At 68.9% G+C, this 18318-nt stretch carries 14 protein-coding genes; 3 read left to right on the forward strand and 11 right to left on the reverse strand.

Annotated features, from left to right (window positions below; translation table 11 throughout):
- Positions 1–13: 13 nt before the first annotated feature.
- The 5 genes from AC54AF_RS00245 to AC54AF_RS00265 are packed head-to-tail and all read right to left on the reverse strand — an operon-like array spanning position 14 to position 6427.
- On the reverse strand, positions 14–556 hold the full coding sequence (locus tag AC54AF_RS00245) for a cytochrome b (RefSeq protein WP_496634433.1): 543 nt from the start codon (positions 554–556) through the stop codon (positions 14–16).
- Positions 557–605: 49 nt separating this feature from the next.
- The gene (locus AC54AF_RS00250; protein WP_496634434.1) at positions 606–1832 is read right to left on the reverse strand and encodes a TolC family protein; all 1227 of its coding nucleotides are present in this window, start codon (positions 1830–1832) and stop codon (positions 606–608) included.
- Positions 1829–2155: a DUF3240 family protein gene (locus AC54AF_RS00255; RefSeq protein WP_131387602.1), complete on the reverse strand. Its 327-nt coding sequence runs from the start codon at positions 2153–2155 to the stop codon at positions 1829–1831. The genes AC54AF_RS00250 and AC54AF_RS00255 overlap by 4 nt, the downstream gene beginning before the upstream one ends.
- On the reverse strand, positions 2142–5246 hold the full coding sequence (locus AC54AF_RS00260; RefSeq protein WP_496634436.1) for an efflux RND transporter permease subunit: 3105 nt from the start codon (positions 5244–5246) through the stop codon (positions 2142–2144). Before AC54AF_RS00260 ends, AC54AF_RS00255 begins: the two co-directional genes overlap by 14 nt.
- Positions 5246–6427: an efflux RND transporter periplasmic adaptor subunit gene (locus tag AC54AF_RS00265; RefSeq protein WP_496634438.1), complete on the reverse strand. Its 1182-nt coding sequence runs from the start codon at positions 6425–6427 to the stop codon at positions 5246–5248. The genes AC54AF_RS00260 and AC54AF_RS00265 overlap by 1 nt, the downstream gene beginning before the upstream one ends.
- Positions 6428–6538: 111 nt before the next feature.
- On the opposite strand from AC54AF_RS00265, the gene AC54AF_RS00270 reads away from it, so the two are divergent.
- Genes AC54AF_RS00270 through AC54AF_RS00280 form a run of 3 tightly spaced genes read left to right on the forward strand, consistent with a single transcriptional unit; the run spans position 6539 to position 9312 of the window.
- Positions 6539–7216, forward strand: coding sequence for a response regulator (locus AC54AF_RS00270; RefSeq protein ID WP_496634440.1), 678 nt, complete (start codon positions 6539–6541; stop codon positions 7214–7216).
- Complete coding sequence (locus tag AC54AF_RS00275) at positions 7213–8601, forward strand: ATP-binding protein (protein ID WP_496634442.1); 1389 nt, start codon at positions 7213–7215, stop codon at positions 8599–8601. Before AC54AF_RS00270 ends, AC54AF_RS00275 begins: the two co-directional genes overlap by 4 nt.
- A 12-nt stretch (positions 8602–8613) precedes the next feature.
- A complete protein-coding gene (locus AC54AF_RS00280) occupies positions 8614–9312 on the forward strand; it encodes a VIT1/CCC1 transporter family protein (protein ID WP_131686195.1) in 699 nt (232 codons plus the stop codon).
- A 5-nt stretch (positions 9313–9317) separates the two neighbouring features.
- On the opposite strand, the gene AC54AF_RS00285 is transcribed toward AC54AF_RS00280, so the two are convergent.
- From AC54AF_RS00285 to AC54AF_RS00310, 6 genes are all read right to left on the reverse strand, one after another.
- A complete protein-coding gene (locus tag AC54AF_RS00285; RefSeq protein WP_131686194.1) occupies positions 9318–10163 on the reverse strand; it encodes a universal stress protein in 846 nt (281 codons plus the stop codon).
- 24 nt (positions 10164–10187) lie between these two features.
- Positions 10188–11978, reverse strand: a complete 1791-nt coding sequence (locus AC54AF_RS00290; protein WP_496634445.1) for a PHA/PHB synthase family protein — start codon at positions 11976–11978, stop codon at positions 10188–10190.
- A 62-nt stretch (positions 11979–12040) separates the two neighbouring features.
- Entirely contained in the window at positions 12041–15550 is a 3510-nt protein-coding gene (locus AC54AF_RS00295; RefSeq protein WP_496634447.1) for a PAS domain S-box protein, read from the reverse strand.
- Entirely contained in the window at positions 15547–16692 is a 1146-nt protein-coding gene (locus AC54AF_RS00300; RefSeq protein ID WP_496634449.1) for an FIST signal transduction protein, read from the reverse strand. The genes AC54AF_RS00295 and AC54AF_RS00300 overlap by 4 nt, the downstream gene beginning before the upstream one ends.
- A gap of 14 nt (positions 16693–16706) precedes the next feature.
- Positions 16707–17765 carry an HD domain-containing phosphohydrolase gene (locus tag AC54AF_RS00305; RefSeq protein WP_496634451.1) on the reverse strand — a complete coding sequence of 353 codons (1059 nt, stop codon included), beginning with the start codon at positions 17763–17765 and terminating at the stop codon, positions 16707–16709.
- A 49-nt stretch (positions 17766–17814) separates the two neighbouring features.
- Positions 17815–18318 carry a chemotaxis protein CheW gene (locus AC54AF_RS00310; protein WP_496634453.1) on the reverse strand — a complete coding sequence of 168 codons (504 nt, stop codon included), beginning with the start codon at positions 18316–18318 and terminating at the stop codon, positions 17815–17817.

Consider the following 18318-nt stretch of genomic DNA (forward strand, 5'->3'; position numbering starts at 1 on the left):
ACGGCGGTGCGCGCTACAGCATGCGCTGGAAGACGCCGTCCTTGTCCAGCAGCAGATGCTTGAGACCCGCCAGCACGTGCAGCACGATCAGGCCGGCCAGGGTCCAGGCGCCCAGTTCATGCAATTCGAAGCACTGTTCGGCCAGCGCATGGCTGGGCGCGAACCAGCGTGGCAGGGCCAGGCCGAAGAAGGCCACGCCGCTCTTGCTCAGCAGCGCGCCCGCCAGGCCGGTCGCCGGCACCAGCAGCATGCCTGCGTACAGCAGGGCGTGGCCCAGGCGCGACAGGCGCGCCTGCCACGGCGCCACGGACAGGGGCAGGCTTGCCGGCCTGTGGCCCAGGCGCCAGGCGGCGCGCGCGGCGAGCAACAGCAGGAGCAGCAGGCCCAGCGATTTATGCAGATTGAAATACACCTCGCTGCAGGGCTCATCCTCGACCTCCATCATGGTCCAGCCCAGGGCCAGCATGGCGGGGATCAGCACGGCCATCAGCCAGTGCAGCAGGCGTGCCGGCGCCGCATAGCGCCAGCCTTGCGTCGTCAATTTCTTGGTGTTCATGCTGTTTCCTTCTCGGTCAGTCGCGTGGATGAATCGTGTTGGCGCCGCCTCAGTCGATGGACCAGATGGCGTGCGCGTCGAGCTGCAGGCGCGCCTGGGCCGCCAGCGCCTCGATCTGCGCCGTCTGCGCCGTCAGTGCCGCGTCGAGCGCCTGCCGCCTGCCGGCCAGCGCTACGGCCAGCGTGCATTCGCCCGCCTGGTAGGCGTGTTGCATCAGCTCGGCCTGGCGGATGGTTTGTTGTTGCACCTCTTGCAATGTCGTCCATATCGCGTGGCTATGCACGCTGTCGCTGGCGGCACGCCGGGCCGCCAGGGCGACGCGCAGCTGCGTCTGCGCCACCCGTTCGCGCGCCATCGAGGCTTTGATGGCCGCCGCCGACCTGTCCGCCGCGCGTCCGGCGCCGGGCAGGGGAAACGACAGGCTGACGCCGAATACCCGTTCCTGGCCATCGCGCTCGCGCGCGGCGCGCAGGGCCAGCGTCGGGTCGGGCATGGCGTCGCTGGCCAGTCGGCTGGCGCGCATGGCGTACAGATCCGCTTCCGCCTGGGCCAGCTGCAGTTCGTGGTTGTCGTGCACGATGCGCTCGGTCCAGCTCGATACGCTCTCGCCATCGGCCTGCGGCAGGGGCAGCGAGTCGGCCTGCGGACGCGGCAAGCCGGGGTAGCTGATGGCCAGCAGCGCGAGTGTCTGGTCGCTGCGCTGGCGTGCCTGTTGCAGCAGGGCCAGCACGCGCCGCTGTTCCGTGTCGGCCTGCAGCAAGTCGAGCGCGGCGCCGTCGCCGGCCTGCACGCGGCGCGCGGCAATCGCTTGCAGGCGCTGCGTCACGGCCAGTTGCTCTTCCAGCCGCGCCACGCCGGCCAGGTCGCGCAGCGCGTCGAACCAGTCGCGCAGCAGGGCGCGCCCCGCCTCGTGCCAGGCGTCGCCATGCAGCGCACGCGCGACAGTCATGCCTTGCTCGCCCAGCGCCTGGTCCAGGCTGGCCTTGCCGAACCAGCGCAGGGGCCGCTCCAGCGCCACTTCCTGTTCCAGGTAGCGTTCCGCGCCGGGCGCGGTGCGCCGGCTGGCGCCCGCGCGCACCGTCCACTCATAGGGGCCGGTGGCCAGCTTGTCGCGTTCGGCGCCGGCCAGTTGCGTATTGAGCACACCCTGGCGCAGCGCCGGCAGGCTGGCCAGCACGCGCCGCACCTCGGCGTCGGGCGGCAGCGCGGACGGCGTACCAGGCGCCGCCTGCGCTCCTGCCGCGAGGAGCAGCAGCACCACGGCGCGCGCCCTCATGCCAGCCTCCCGTGGCACAGCACGGGGCTGATCCAGTAGGCGATGTCGGGCTTGGGCAGCTGTGCCGCCAGTGCCTGCACGAGCAGGCGCAAGTCGGCGTCGATGCCGGCGATCAGCACCAGCTTGCGCCGCCCCCGTCCCCGCACTTGCTCCAGGCTGGAGGGGTAGGCGGCGCCCGGTCCCATGCCTTGCGCCTCGAGCACGGAAAAACCGGCCGCCCAGGCCGGGTGCAGCAGCAGGAAATCGAGGACGTCCTCTTCGAGGGCAGCAGGAATGGCCAGCGTCAGCATGGCGTCGCAGGGAGAGTGGTCAGGGTGCTGCATGGTGGGCTCCAGTCAGGGCAATGGCAGGGACAGATGGCTGCGCCACGCCGTAGCGGCGGAACAGCAGGGGCAACAGCACGAGGGTCAGCACGGTGGCGCTGAGCAGGCCGCCGATGACGACGATGGCCAGCGGCTTCTGGATTTCCGAGCCGGGACCCGTGGCCAGCAACAGCGGCACCAGGCCCAGGCCCGTGATGCAGGCCGTCATCATGACGGGGCGGAATCGCCGCACGGCGCCTTGCAGCACCAGTGCGCCGACCGGCACGCCGCGCGCATGCAGGTCGTTGAAACAGGTGATCATCACCAGGCCATTGAGCACGGCGATACCCATCAGCGCGATGAAGCCCACCGAGGCGGGCACGGACAGGTATTCGCCCGTCAGGGCCAGCGCATACACGCCGCCCGTCAGCGCGAACGGGATGTTGACCAGCACCAGCAGGGTTTGCCGGATGCTGCGCAAGGTCGTATACAGCAGCAGGAAGATCAGCGCCAGCGCGATGGGCACGACCAGCGCCAGGCGGGCGGCGGCGCGCTGCTGGTTCTCGAACTGGCCGCCCCAGGCGATGCGGTAGCCGGGCGGCAGGGGCACCTGGCGCGCCACCAGGGCCTTCGCTTCGTCGACGAAGCCGACCAGGTCGCGCCCGCGCACAGTGGCGCGCACCACCACCAGGCGAGCCGCGTTTTCCCGTTCCACCTTGACGGGGCCGTCGACCGTGCGCAGGCTGGCCACCTGGCTCAAGGCGATGGCGGGGCCGTCGGCCATGGGCAGGCGCAGCTGGCCGAACAGATCGGCCGACAGCTGCAGCTGTTCGCCGCCGCGCAGCAGCAGGGGCAGCCGCTTGCCGCCTTCGATGACGATGCCCGCCTGGCGCCCTTCGATGAGGGTGCGCAAATCGCCCTGGATCTGTTCCACGGAGAGGCCCAGGCGGGCGGCCGCCACGCGGTCGATATCGACTTGCAGGTATTGCACGCCGGAGTTTTGCGTCGTCAGCACATCCTCGCTGCCGGCCAGCATTTGCAGCTGGGTCACGATGCGCGCGGCCAGCGCGCCCAGCGTCTTGTTGTCCGGGCCGTAGATCTTGACGGCCACATCGCCGCGCACGCCGGACAGCATCTCCGAGGTACGCATCTCGATGGGCTGGGTAAAGCTGATGTTGACGCCTGGAAAGCTTGCCGTGGCGGCCCGCAAGGCATCGACCAGCGCTTCCTTGTCCGCGCTGCGCCATTGCGCGCGCGGCTTGAGCACGAGGAAGGAGTCCGTTTCGTTCAGGCCCATGGGATCGAGTCCCAGTTCATCCGACCCCAGGCGCGCCACGATGCGCTGCACCTCGGGCACCTGTTCCAGGATGCGGCGCTGGATGGCCTGGTCCAGACGCGCCGATTCCTGCAGGTTCACGGAAGGCAGTTTTTCAATCTGCATGATGATGTCGCCTTCATCCAGCGTGGGCATGAACGATTTGCCCACGTGCAAGAAGACGCCGGCGGCCAGCAGCAGGGCCGCCACGGCCACGCCGCCGACCAGGCGCTCGCGGCGCAGGGCGCTTCCGAGCAGGGCCAGGTAGGCCGCTTCCATCTTTTGCACCAGGCGCGGCGTGCCAGCGTGGCGCTCGGACAGCAGCAGCGAGGCGAGCACGGGGATGACGGTCAGCGACAGCAGCAGCGAGGCGGCCAGCGCGAAGAGGATGGTCAGCGCCACGGGGGCGAACAGCTTGCCTTCCAGGCCCTGCAGGGTCAGCAGGGGCAGGAAGACGATCATGATCACCAGCATGCCGGCGCTGACGGGCAGGGCAACTTCGCGCACGGCCCGGTAGATGCGGTGCAGGCGCGGCACGCCCGGCTGGGCGTGGGCGCCATGGGCTTCGATATTTTCCACCACCACGACGGCTGCATCGACCAGCATGCCGATGGCGATGGCCAGGCCGCCCAGCGACATCAGGTTGGCGCTCAGGCCATATGCCTGCATCAGCAGGAAGGTGCCGAGCGCCGCCAGCGGCAGGATGCAGGCGACCACCAGCGCCGAGCGCAGCTTGCCCAGAAAGACAGTCAGCAGCACGATCACCAGCACGGTGGCTTCGGCCAGCGCGCCCGTGACGCTGGCCACGGCCCGCTCCACCAGCTTGCCGCGGTCGTAGAAGGTGCTGATGCGGGTGCCTTTGGGCAGGCTGGGGCCCAGCGCGTCGAGGCGCGCGCGTACCTGCTGCACCACTTGCTGCGCATTCGCGCCACGCATGGCCAGCACCAGCGCCTGCACGGCTTCGCCACGCCCGTCCTGGGTGACGGCGCCATAGCGCGTCAGCTGGCCGATGCGCACCGTCGCCACCTGGCCCACGTTCACGGCCATGTCGCCGCGCCGCGCGATGCCGATGGCGCGCACGTCGGCCAGCGTGCGGATGCCCGCGTCGCTGCGGATCAGCAGCGCCTCCTCGCCGCTGCCCAGGCGGCCCGCGCCGTCGCTGCGGTTGTTCGCTTCCAGCGCCTGCTGCAATTGGGCCAGCGACAGGCCGCGCGCGGCCAGGGCGGCCAAATCGGGCACCACTTCGAAGCTGCGCACCATGCCGCCGAGCGAATTGACGTCGGCCACGCCGGCGATGTTGCGCAGCTGGGGGCGGATGGTCCATTCGAGCAGCGTGCGTTTTTCCATCAGGCTCAAGGGCCCTTCGATGGTGAACATGAAGATTTCACCGAGCGGCGTGGTGATGGGCGCCAGGCCGCCGCTGACGGAGGCGGGCAAGTCCTTGAGCACGCCGGCCAGCCGTTCGCTCACCTGCTGGCGCGCCCAGAAGACGTCGGTGCCTTCCTGGAAGTCCAGCGTGATGTCGGCGATCGCATATTTGGACTGCGAGCGCAGCACGGCCTGGCGCGGGATGCCCAGCAGTTCCTGCTCGATGGGGGCGACGATGCGTGCCTCGACTTCTTCCGGCGTCATGCCGGGCGCCTTCAGGATCAGCTTGACCTGGGTACCGGAGACATCGGGGAAGGCGTCGATGGGCAGCGTGCGGAACGCCTGCACGCCGGCCGCCGCCATCAGCGCGGCCAGCACCAGCACCATCAGGCGCTGCGACAGCGACAGGGCGATCAAACGGGCCAGCATCACTTGCCTCCCTGGGGGCGCGCGTCTGCAGCCGGTCCCAGGCCGCTCCAACTGCCCTTCAGCGCCGCCTGGCCGCGCACGGCCACTGCATCACCTGCGGATAGTGCGCCGCGCACCCAGGCCATGCCGCCGCCGGCCGGCGTGGCTTGCACGGGAATGGCCACGAAGCCCCTGGCATTGGCGACAAAGACATAGTCCTGCCGCGCCTCGCCCGTGCCGCGCACCAGCGCCACGGCCGGTACGGCCACGCCGCCCGCCGCACCCGCCTGCTGTGTCGGGCGCAGCAGGCGCGCTTCGACAAAGGCGTTCACCTTCAGGCACGGGTCCTGGCCCACTTGCTGCGCACGCAGCTGCGCGCTTTGCGTGGCGGCGTCGACGACGGGAGAGATGGCCGCCACGCGCAGCTTGGCGCAGCCGTCTACCTGCAGCAGGTCGCCCACGCGCAGCAGCGGCAGTTGCGCGCGCGTCGCCTGCAGCTGCACCCACAGGGGGCCGCTGGCGGCCATGCGGGCCAGCGGCGCGCCCGCTTCGACGTGCTGCCCCGCTTCAACCGGCAAGGCCAGCACGGTCCCGGCCCGGCTGGCGCGCACCGTCAGCAGGGGCGACAGCGTGCGTTGCTGGCGCAGGCGCCGCAGCGCCACGCCATCGAGGCCGGCGCTGCGCAGCGCCTGTTCGTGTTCGCTGGCCGCCAGCGTGGCCAGCTGCGCCGCATCGCGGCTTTCATCGAGACGGGCGCGGGCGATGATGCCGTCACCGTACAGCCCTTCGTCGCGCGCCAGTCTGGCTTGGGCCAGGCGCGCCGCGCTGGTCTTTTCCAGGTAGGCGCGCTGCCACTCCAGCCAGCCCTGGCTGTACAGGGTCAGCAGCGGCATGCCGGCGCGCACCTGCTGCAGCGGCGTCACGTGCACCTGCTGTACCACGCCGTCGAGCAATGCGCTGGCCACGGCGCCCGAGCCGGGCGGCGCCACCACGGTGCCCGACAGGACCAGGTCGTTGCCCGCCGGCGCAGCGTTGCCGGCCAGCGTGGCGACGGCCGGCGTGGTGGCGATGCCGGCACGGCTGATTTGTTGCGGACTGAGCAGCAGTTGCTGCGGCGCGGCGGCCGACAGCAGCGGCCAGCCGAGCAAGGCCAGTATTGGCCAGCAAGGCTGGCAGCGGTTAAGATGGGGGGAAGCGGGCATGGGAGGCAGCCGGAAGTGGACGATGGACGGATGGTCGCCAGCAGATGTTAAGAAGTTCTTAATGTCCGGCGCCTACGCTGCGGGCATGAAATCAGGACAGGACTAGCCACGATGCGCATATTGCTGACAGAAGACGACCCCCAGCTGGGGCGCGCCACGCAGATGGGGCTGGAGCAGGCCGGCTATGCGGTCGACTGGGTGCAGTCGGCTGAACGCGCGCACATGGCCGTACGCCTGCACCGCTATGGCTGCCTGTTGCTCGACCTGGCCCTGCCGGGCGAGGATGGCATGCAGGCGCTGGCAACCTTGCGCCGCGGCGGCTATGACGGGGCGATCCTGATCGTCACGGCGCGCGATCAGATCGTCGACCGCGTGGCCGGCCTGGATGCGGGCGCGGACGACTTCATCGTCAAGCCATTCGACCTCGATGAGCTGGCGGCGCGCATGCGCAGCGCCTGCCGCCGCGCGGCCGGGCGCACGCGCGAAGAACTCGTGCATGGCGATATCGTCATCGATGTCGCCGCGCGCCAGGTGCGGCAGGCCGGCGTGGCAGTGCCCTTGACGGGCAAGGAATTCAGCATCCTGCTGATGTTGGTCGAACAGCGCGGGCGCATCCTGAGCCGCGTGCAGCTGGAAGAGGGCGTCTACAGCTGGGGCGAGGAAGTCGACAGCAACGCGCTGCAGGTGCATATCCACCATTTGCGGCGCAAGCTGGGCAAGGCGCTGATCCGCACCGTGCATGCGATCGGCTACAGCATCGACAGGCTTGATACGCAGGCGCGTCCATGACGGCGCCCGCCCCGCGCGCCTGGTCGCTGCGGCGCACCTTGCTGGCCGTCCTGCTGGGACTGACGTTCACGCTATGGGGCTTCAGCGCGGCCATCGTGTATCTGGAAGCGGGCCGCGAAAGCCAGGAGCTGTTCGACCAGTCGCTGGCCGAGACGGGGCATTTGCTGCTCTCCCTGGCGGAACACGAAGTGCAGGAGCATGGCGCGAGCGCGTCTCTGGTGATGCCGGTGGCGCAGAACCGCAACCACCGCCAGTATCTGCTGTTCCAGGTGTGGGATGCGCAGCGGCGCCTGCTGTACAAGAACGCCGGCGCGCCGGACCAGGCGTTCGCCGCGCCGGCCGCTGTCGGCTACAGCTGGCGCGACAACGATGGCCGCCTGTGGCGCATCTACACGAGCTGGAATCACGACGCGCAGCTGCAGATCCAGGTGGCGGAACCGGCCAGCCACCGCCAGGAAATCAGCAGCCGGTTTGCCCTCAAGCTGCTGGCCATCGGCTTGCCGATGGCGGCCCTGGCGGCGCTGGCCATCTGGTGGAGCATCAACCGCGTGTTTCGCGCCCTGCGCCGTAGTGCCGATGAAGTGGCGCTGCGCACGCCCGACGATCTGGCCAGTGTCAGCGTGACGGGCGCGCCCGTGGAAGTGCAGCCGCTGCTGCAGGCCATCAACCGCCTGTTCGTGCGCGTGCGCCAGACGCGCGAGCAGGAGCAGCGCTTCACGGCCGATGCCGCGCATGAATTGCGCACGCCGCTGGCGGCCATCAAGACCAACCTGCAGGTGTTGCAGCGCGCCCGCAGCGATGCGGAACGCAGCGAGTCCGTGACGGGCCTGGGCCTGAGCGTGGACCGCGCCACGCGGCTGGTAGGACAGTTGCTGACCTTGTCCCGGCTCGACCCGCAGTCGCAGCCGCCGCCCGACCTGCCCGTGCTGGACCTGGCCGCCGTGCTGGCCGAACAGCTGCCCGCCTGGATGGCGCAGGCCCAGCGCCAGGATCTGCAACTGCAGGCCGACCTGGCCACGGCGCCGTGCCGCCTGCAGGCGGATCATGTGCTGATCCTGGCGCGCAACCTGATGGACAATGCCATGCGCTACACCCCGTCCGGCGGCACCTTGGCGCTGGCCTGCCGCACCGAGGCCGATGGCGTGCTGCTGCGCGTGAGCGATACGGGGCCCGGCATTGCCGAGCCCTTGCGCGAGCGCGTATTCGAACGCTTTTTCCGCGCCGCCGGCGCGCACCAGCCAGGCAGCGGCCTGGGTTTGTCGATCGTGCGGCGCATCGCCGAAACGCACGGCGCCAGCGTGCAGCTGGCCGCCGGGCCGGATGGTGCTGGCCTGGTGGTGACGGTGCGCTTTCCCACACCCTCCAGTCCGTCCATTCATGCATAAAGGAGTCTGACCATGCCATTGCGACACCGCGAGTTTCACCGGATGGACAATGTGGGCTGGCTGCGTGCCGCCGTGCTGGGCGCCAATGACGGCATCGTCTCGACGGCCAGCCTGGTGCTGGGCGTGGTCGCGGCCCATGCCACGCACGACAGCATCCTGGTCGCCGGCGTGGCGGGCCTGGTGGCGGGCGCCATGTCGATGGCCACGGGCGAATATGTCTCGGTGCAGTCGCAGGCTGATACGGAGCAGGCAGCGCTGGAGCGCGAGGGCGGCGAGCTGCTCGACGATCCCAAGGGGGAGCTGCGCGAGTTGACGCACATTTATGTCGAGCGCGGCCTGGCGCCAGCCCTGGCCGTACAGGTGGCCACTGCGCTAATGGCGCATGACGCCATCGGCGCGCATGCGCGCGATGAACTGGGCATCACGGAGAGCATGCGCGCGCGCCCGCTGCAGGCGGCACTGGCTTCGGCGCTCAGCTTTGCCATCGGCGCGGCCCTGCCACTGCTGGTGGTGCTGCTGGCGCCCCTGGCCATGCTGGCGCCGGCCATCGTGGTTACCTCGCTGCTGTTCCTGGCACTGCTCGGCGGCCTGGCGGCCAGGACGGGCGGCGCGCGCGTGGGCCGGGGCGTGCTGCGCGTGGTGTTCTGGAGCGCGCTGTCAATGGCGGCGGCGTCGGGCATCGGCGCCCTGTTTGGCACCACGGTGGGCTAAGTCTGTCAGTGCGACACCAGCACCGGCAACGTCATCTCCTGCAGCACCGTGCGCGTGACGCCGCCCAGCAGGGCTTCGCGCAGGCGCATGTGGCCGTAGCAGCCCATTACGACCAGGTCGCAGTGCCGCTGGGCCGCCATGGCCAGCAGGGCCGTGCCCACGTCCTGGCCCGGCGGCGTGTCGTGCTGCAGCACCTCGACGTTGACGCCATGGCGCGCCAGGTACAGGGCCAGGTCGGCGCCCGGCTGCTCGCCGTGCGCGGCCGGCTGGGCGTGCGAATTGACGACGGCCAGGGTAACCTGCCGCGCGCGCTGCAGCAGCGGCAGCGCATCGGTGATGGCGCGCAGCGCTTCGGCGCTGCCATTCCAGGCCAGCAGCGGATGCTGCGCGGCGCCCGCTGGCGCGGCGAAAGGCGCGTGCGGCACCATCAGCACGGGGCGGCCGCAATGGAGCATCAGGTATTCGGCCGTGCCGGCGATGACGCGCGACGGCGTATCCTGCGCGTCCGTCTGCCCCAGGATCAGCAAGTCGCAATAGCGCGCCTGCAGCAGCAGCGCGCCTTGCGCGTCGTCGTCGACGAAGCGCGTTTCGTAGGTGCCCAGGCCTTCTTCGCGGGCGATGCGCTCGAAGTCGTGCAAGGCCTCGCTGGCCTGGGTGCGCAGCGCCTGCATCTGCGCCGGCGCGAATTGCAGCGCGTTGACGCCGCCGCCATACGCGTAGCGCGAGATGCCGCTCATGGCCGAGCCGATCAGGTGCGCCCCTTCGGCGAGGGCCAGGCGCACGGCCAGGCGGATGCGCTGGGCACAGTGGCGGGAATTGTCGACGTGGACTAGCAGGGTAGTGTAGGGCATGGCGTTTTCCTCGGTTGTCGGTGGTCAGGTTTGCAGCACGTAGCTGCCCGGCGCGTCGCCCAAGGCAGCCCCCATGGCGGGCGGCGCCACTTGCGCGCCCGCGCGTTCTATGAGCCAGGCTTGCCAGGCGGGCCACCACGAACCGTCATGGTGCGGCACGTCGCGCTGCCAGCTGTCCGCGTCGATGTAGGGCGCTTCGTGGCGCTGCGTGGCCAGCTGGTAGCTGCGGCGCGGCTGGCCCGGTGGCGAGACCACGCCCGCATTGTGGCCGCCCGAGGTGAGCAGGAAGGTGACGTCCGTGTCGGTCAGCAGCTGCAGTTTGTATACGGAGCGCCACGGCGCCACGTGGTCCGTCAGGGTGCCGACGGCAAAGAGGGGTGCGTCGATGTCGGACAGGGCGATGTGGCGGCCCGCCGTGCGGTAGCGGCCTTCGGCCAGGTCGTTGTGCAGGAACAAACGGCGCAGGTATTCCGAGTGCATGCGGCAGGGCATGCGCGTGGCGTCGCCGTTCCAGGCCATCAGGTCGCTGCCCTGCTCGTCTTCGCCCAGCAGGTAATGGCGCAGCCGGCGCGACCAGATCAGATCGTTCGAACGCAGCAGCTGGAAGGCGCCCGCCATCTGCTTCGTATCGAGATAGCCCTGCTTCCACATGGCCGCTTCCAGGAAGCTGACCTGGCTTTCGTCGATGAACAGCGACAGTTCGCCCGGCTCCTTGAAATCGACCTGCGAGGCCAGCATGGTGAGGCTGGCCAGGCGCGCATCGCCATCGCGCGCCATGCTTGCGGCGGCGATCGCCAGCAGGGTACCGCCCAGGCAGTAGCCAGTCGCGTGCACCTGCGGCGCGCCCGTGATGCGGGCAACGGCGTCGAGCGCGTCCATCACGCCCAGCTGGCGGTAGTCTTCCAGCGACAACTCGCGGTCTTCTTCCTGCGGGTTTTTCCAGGAAATCATGAACACCGTGTGGCCCTGGTCCACCAGGTAGCGCACCAGCGAATTGTGCGGCGACAGGTCGAGAATGTAGAACTTCATGATCCAGGCGGGCACGAACAGCAGCGGCGTCGCATGCACCTTGGCTGTGGTGGGCGCGTACTGTATCAATTCGATCAAGTCATTGCGGTAGACCACCTTGCCCGGCGTGACGGCCAGGTTCACGCCCACCTTGAACGCTGCTTCGCCGGTCGCGCCAGTTCCCAGGGCGGCGCGCTGCCAGTCGCCGGCCGCGTGGGCCATGCCGCGCGCCAGGCTGGCGCCGCCGCTCTCGAGGGCCGCCTGCTGCACCACGGGGTTGGTCAGCAGGAAGTTCGACGGCGCCAGCATGTCCAGCCATTGGCGCACGGTGAACGTGACGACATCCTCGTGGTGCGGCGAGACGCCGCGCACGCCCGTGGTGGCGCGGTGCCACCATTGCTGCTGCAGCAGGAAACCCTGGTAGACGAGGTTGTACGGCCAGCGCCGCCAGGCCGGGTCCTCGAAGCGCCGGTCCTGCGGCAGCGGCGCGATGCACGGCGGCTCGGTGGCGCCGCCGGTCAGGGCCGACTGCATCGCGTAATGTTGCCAGCGGCCGATCTTCTTCCACGCTTCCTGCAGCAGGGTTTGCTGCTTCGATGGCGCCAGCGCCAGATGGCTGAGCCAGTCGGCATAGGCGTTGCCCAGCGCGGCCGGCGAAATGCCGCCCGTGAACTTGCCCAGCCAGGCGTGCAGCAGCAAGTCCAGGCTGGCGCCTTCCGGCGCGCTCTCCGGATAACCGTGCGCCGGCGCGCCTTGCCAGGCGCTGCCCAGGCGCTCATGTTCCACTTGTTGCTCAGCATTGTTCATCCAGGGCTCCTGTCATTTTTTTACAGGATAGCAAGAGCTTGTTCAAAAAATTATGATCTACATCAAGTTTGCCCGGATGCGTGCAGCATGGCGCACGTCGCCTCAATGGACGGGCCCGTTTCGCGCACAAACAGCCGCAACTGCGCTTCCAGCGCATCTTGCCGGGCCAGCAACGCGCCCTGCGGGGCCTCGGCCGCTTCGCGCTCGATGGCGGCGGCGATGGCGACGGCGGGCACGGCATGGAAATTGGCCAGCAAGCCGGCCAGGGTATGCGCCTGCCGGCCCGCGCCGGGCCGGTCGCCCGCCTGCAGGGCCGCGCGCAGGGCGGCCAGCTGCGCCGGCAAGCCGGCCAGGAAGGATGCGCCGATGATGGCGATCACGTCGGCATCGGCATCGGCCAGCGCGGCGGCGTAGTCGAAGCGCGGCGCCAGGGTGGGCGGCTGCTTGTTTATTTGCAACACATGCTGCTCGATCAGGCTGTGGAAGGCGGCGGTGCGGAACGGCTTGGACAGGTAGTCGTCCATGCCGCTGGCGATGCAGCGTTCGCGGTCGCCTTCGAAGGCGCTGGCCGTCATGGCGATGATGACGCTCTTCGGCATGCCCTGCGCTTCGCGCGCGCGTATCTGCGCGGTGGCTTCGAAACCGCCCATTTCCGGCATTTGCAAGTCCATCAGGATCATGTCGAAATGGGTGGCCGCCTGGCAATCGAGGGCGATGCGGCCGTTTGCCGCATGCGTGACGCGGTGCCCCGCATTCGACAGCAGCACGGTGGCCAGTTCGCGGTTCATGGCGTTGTCCTCGACCAGCAGGATGTCCAGGCCGGGTATGCCTTCGCGCACGGCATGGCGCGTTACGACGGGCGCGGCGCCGGGCAGGCCGCGGCACGTGCCCAGCACGCTCATGGTGATGGCCAGTAATTCCTCGGGACTGGCCGGCTTGAGCAGGTAGCCATCGATGCCCAGTTCGCGGCAGCGCGCCGCATCGCCCAGGCTGCCGCTGGAAGACAGCATGACGATGGGCACCTGGCTCCAGTGGGGCAGGGCGGCCAGGGCCGATGCCGTGTCGAAGCCATTCATGCCGGGCATGGCGAAGTCCATGATGATGCAGTCGGCCGGCAGGGCGGTGCGGCAGTGCTCCAGCGTCGTCTCGCCCGACTCGCAGGCGGTGACGGCGGCGCCGCTGTGCTCGAAGATCTTGCGCAGGATGGTCAGGCTGCTGGAATTGTCGTCGACCAGCAGGATGCTGCGTCCCGCCAGTGTCGCGCCGGGCGGCGGCAGCAACGGTTGCTGCTCGCCGATGGGCAGGGCCAGGTCGACGGTGAAGCTGCTGCCCTTGCCCAGTTCGCTCGTCAGGCCGATGCTGCCGCCCATCATGGTCACCAGGCGGCGCGTGATCGACAGGCCCAGTCCCGTGCCGCCGAAGCGCCGCGTGGTCGAGCCGTCTTCCTGCTGGAAGGCGTCGAAGACGGCCTCCTGCATGTCGGCGGCGATGCCGATGCCGGTGTCGCGCACGCACAGGCGTACCTGGGCCATGCCGTCGCCGCTGGCGCGCAGCCGGGCGCTGACGGCGACTTCGCCGCGCGGCGTGAACTTGATGGCGTTGCCCGCCAGGTTGGTCAGCACCTGGCGCAGCCGGCCTGGGTCGCCCAGCAAGGTGTGCGGCAGCGCGGGATCGACGTCGAGCACCAGTTCCAGTCCGCTGGACTGGGCCCGCGTGGCGTGGGCGCGCATGCTTTCCTGCATCAGCTGGCGCAGGTCGAAGGGGATGCTTTCCAGTGTCAGCATGCCCGCCTCGATCTTCGAGAAGTCGAGGATGTCGTCGATGATGCACAGCAGGGCGTCGGCCGAGGCCTTGACGACTTCCAGGTACTTGCGCTGGTGGGCGTCGAGGTCGGAATCGAGCACCAGGTCCGTCATGCCCAGGATGCCGTTCATCGGCGTGCGGATTTCGTGGCTCATGTTGGCCAGGAATTCGCTCTTCGAGCGGCTGGCCGACTCCGCCACTTCCTTGGCCAGCAGCAGCGCGCGCTCGGCCGCCTTCTGGCTGGAAATGTCGACGATGGTGCCGACCAGTCCGTGCAGGCTGCCGTCAGACTTCAGCAGGGCCGCCTTGCTGAGCAGGACATCGACTTGCCGCGCGCCGACCGTCAGGCGGTCTTCATAGGTCTGGTTGCCACGGTCCTGCAGCAGGAGCAGATCGTGCTGCAGCACTTGCTGCGCCTCTTGCCGCGGCAGGATGTCGGCCGCCGTCAGGCCCAGGATGCGCGCCGGGTCGAGATGGAAAAAGGCGCAAAAGGCGCGGTTGGCGCGCAGGTAGCGCCCCTGCACGTCCTTCAGGTACAGGGGGATCGGGATGGTCTCGATCAGCGCGTCGACGAAGTTGAGGTTGTGCCGCAGCTCGCGCGCCGCCAGGCGCCGCTCCGTGATGTCGGTCAGGCTGCCGGTGATGCCGGCCAGCCGCCCCAGGCCATCGCGCTCGGCGCGCGCACACACGTCGATCCAGCGCACGTTGCCGTCGCGGGTGACGTAGCGCGCTTCATGGCGCATGCTGTCGACCCGGCCATCGAGCAGCTGGGCCAGGCCGGCGGCGGCGCGCTCGCGGTCGCGCGCATCGATGAATTGCAGGACGCTCTTGCCCAGGCTGTCGGCGGCGCCGAAGCCGGTGATGGTGTGCCAGGCGGGATTGAGGAAAGTCCATGCGCCGTGCACGTCCGTGCGAAAGACCACTTCATTGAGGCTGTTGACGACGTTGCGGTATTCGCGCTCGCTTTTCGCGATGGTTGCGGCCATGCGCTTGCTGTCGCTGATTTCCGTGCGGATGGCGATGTATTGATAGGGCTTGCCGGCCGCGTCAAGGAAGGGCACGATGGTGGCGTCGACCCAGTATTGCCCGCCATCCTTGGCGTGGTTGCAGATTTCCCCGTGCCACACCTGGCCGGCCGTGATGGTTTGCCACATCTGCGCAAAGAAGGCGTCCGGGTGCGCGTGCGAATTGATCAGGCGATGCGTCTGGCCGACCAGCTCTTCGCGCGCGAAGCCGCTGATGGCGCAGAACTTGTCGTTGACGTAGATGATGACGCCGGCCGTATCGGTGATGCTGATAATGGCGTGCTGGTCCATCGCAAAACGCTGGTTCTGCAGCTCGATGCGGCGCAGTTCCTGCTGCGCCACCAGTTCTGCCAGCAGCAGCGACAGGCCCTCGATATCGCCTTCCTCGGGCAGGCGCAGGCCGGAATCGTCGTTGTCGAGCAGGCGCACGGCCGCCACGCGCAGCGACTGGATCACGCGGTTGCGGCTGGCCAGTTCCGTGCGCAGCAGGTCATTCGTGATGCTCAGTTCATTCGAACTCAGCTCCAGGCTGCGCGAGCGCAGGTCCAGGTCGCGTTCCGACTGGTCATAGGCGCTGTCGACGCGCAGCAGCAGGGCCGGCAGGCCGGCCAGGAACGCGGCCAGTTCGGGCGGCGTGCCCGCCTGCGCGCACAGTGCCTGGGCCTGTTCCAGCAAGGCGATGCAGGCGCTTTCCGAGTCGATATTGCAGACGCGGTTCAATTGGCGGGCCAGGGTGCGGTTCATGCTTCGCTCAGTACAGTCACGGTCATCGTCTGGTTATGCAGCTGGCATGCGCCATGCGGCTGGGCGATGCCGATTTCGCCGTTCGAGTAAAAACCGGCGATGCAGGTGGCGCCGCTGCCCAGTATGTCGGCCACCGCTTCGACTTCTTCCTCGACCCGGTCGCCCATGACCAGCTTGCGGCCCACGCAGCTGACCAGCAGGGCCAGCTGGTCGCCCGCCGCATCGGCGTGGGGCTGAACGCCGCGCGCGGCCGTCTCGGCCCCGTCGATCAGCCGGTTGGTGCTGGAATGCATCAATCTCAGGTAGCCATCGGCGAGGATGTCGCCGGCCAGGGTCAGCGAGCCCTGTTCTTCGTCGACGGCGAGGATGGTGCGGAAGACATGGCTTTTTTCGTGCGCCGCCGTGAGCATTTCAAACGGGAACAGCAGTCCCGAGGCGGGCAGGCCGCGTGCATGGTCGCCCAGGTACAGCTTGTAGATGTCCAGCGCGCGCGCGCCGTCCAGGCCATACAGCACGTTGCCGACGCAGCGCGTCACCTTGCGCGCCGGGCCGAACGCTTCCCAGCCCGCATGGCTGCCGTAGCCGAGGCGGATATGTTCGCCGTACAGGCCGATGGCGACGACGGTATTGTCGGCCGCGCCGCGCGGACCCAGGGTCCAGGTCTGGCGAAAAGCGCCGCCGTCCGCCGCCAGCCCGCCCGATACCGTCACGCCCGGCGGCAGGTTCGCCTGCAGGCCGGCGATCAGGGCGCTGCCATTGATGGCCACGCCCGTGCCCAGCATGAAGACGGCCGTCAGGCCGTCCTGCGGCAGCGCTTGCGCCAGGCGTTCGCCCGTGTCGCGCGAGTCCGCCATGTCGCAGATGATGGCGTCGGCGATGGCCACCTCCGTGTGGGCAAAGCGGATGGCCGTGATGACGCAGCTGTCGTCGTAGACGCGCTTGCCGGCGATTTCGCCGGCCGTGGAGCAGCCGGCGATGACGGCGCCGGGCAGCTGGCGGCGCAGCGCCGCGCTCAAGCCGGGCGTGGCAAAGTAGGCGCAGGCGCCAAACACCAGCACCAGGTCGGGCGCCATGGCAGCCAGGGGCGCCAGGACGGCATCGATGCCGGCACTGTTTTTCAGGATCAGTTGTTGCACGCGCATGGCAGGCTCCTCGCTTACAGTGGGTGGGCGTGATGAGGGACGGGGTCGGGCAGGCTGTCGCGGATGGCGAGCACCTCATCCCAGGCGCCCAGGAAGGCGTCGATGCAGCGCGGGCAGAAATGGCTGCCCTTGTTCTGTTGCAGGTACAAGCGCGCCTGTTCCACTGGCCAGGCCGGCTTGTACGGGCGTTCCGAACTGAGCGCATCGAAGACGTCGGCCACGGCCACGATGCGCGCCGACAGCGGTATCTGTTCGCAAGCCAGGCCGCGCGGGTAGCCGCTGCCGTCATACTTTTCGTGGTGGCCGCAGGCGATTTCCTCGGCCAGGCGGATCAGCGGCGAATCGCTGCCGGCGAGGATCTGGCCGCCGATTTCCGCATGCTGGCGCATGATGGCCATTTCCTCGGGGTCCAGCCGCCCCGGCTTGAGCAGGATATGGTCGGGCGTGGCCAGCTTGCCCACGTCATGCATGGGGGCCGCCTTGAGCAGCAGCTCCTGCCACGGCGCGTCGAGCCCCAGCTCCCTGGCGATCAGCGCCGAGTAGCGGGCCATGCGCATGATGTGGCCGCCCGTTTCCGGGTCGCGGAATTCGGCCGCCCGCGCCAGGCGCGTGACCAGTTCCATTTCCCTGGCCGTGACGTTGGCGATGGCCCGGGCCACTTCGTGTTCGAGCAGCCTGGCGCGGTCGGCCAGCATGGTTTGCGCCGTGCGCAGCGCCAGCAGGTTGCGCACGCGCAGACTGAACTCGATGGTATCGACGGGCTTGGTGAGGAATTCCGTCACGCCCAGCGAAAACGCCTGCTTGCGCACGGCGCGGTCGTTTTCGGTGGTCACCATGATGATGGGGATGTCGGCCATGCCCGGCATCTTGCGGAAAATGCTGAGGAATTCATTGCCTGACAGGCTGGGCATCCGGTAGTCGAGCAAGACCAGGTCCGGCACATGCGACTCGCACCAGTACAGCGCATCGATGGGGTCGTTCATGCAGACGGGGTCGATGCAGCTGGCCTTGCGGGCCAGGGTCGATAGCAGGCTCAGGTTGGTGTCGTTGTCATCGACGATCAGGATGCCCATGGTGTCTCCGGATGGCGGTCAGGTGGCGGGCGCGATGGCGATGGCTGCCTCATGCCGCCAGCTCGCCCGCGGCGTGCATGCCCAGGCCCGCCAGCAGGCTATCGATGTCGAGCACGATCAGCATGCGTTCGTCCACGGTGCCGATGGCCGTCACGTGGCCGGCAACGACCGAGCCGTGCAGTTGCGGCGGGGGCTTGAGCTGCGCCGGCGCCAGCGGCACCACGTCGGCCACGCGGTCGACGACGATGCCGGTGGCGCCATGCGCGAAAATGAGGATGATCACCACCGTCGAGGTATCGTATGCGGGTTCAGCCTGGCCCAGCGCGATGCGCAGGTCGAGCAGCGGCACGATGCTGCCGCGCAGGTGGATGAAGCCCTTGAGGAAGGCGGGCGCATTGGCGATGCGGGTTACGGCGCCATAGCCGCGGATTTCCTGCACCAGGCCGATGTCGATCGCGTACTCCTCCTGGCCCAGTCCAAAGACCAGCAATTCCCGGGCGCCCGCTTGCGCCAGTTGGCCCGTTGCCGGGGCATGTGTCGTGGTGGTTTCCAT

The organism is Janthinobacterium sp. JF4 (assembly GCF_059617925.1).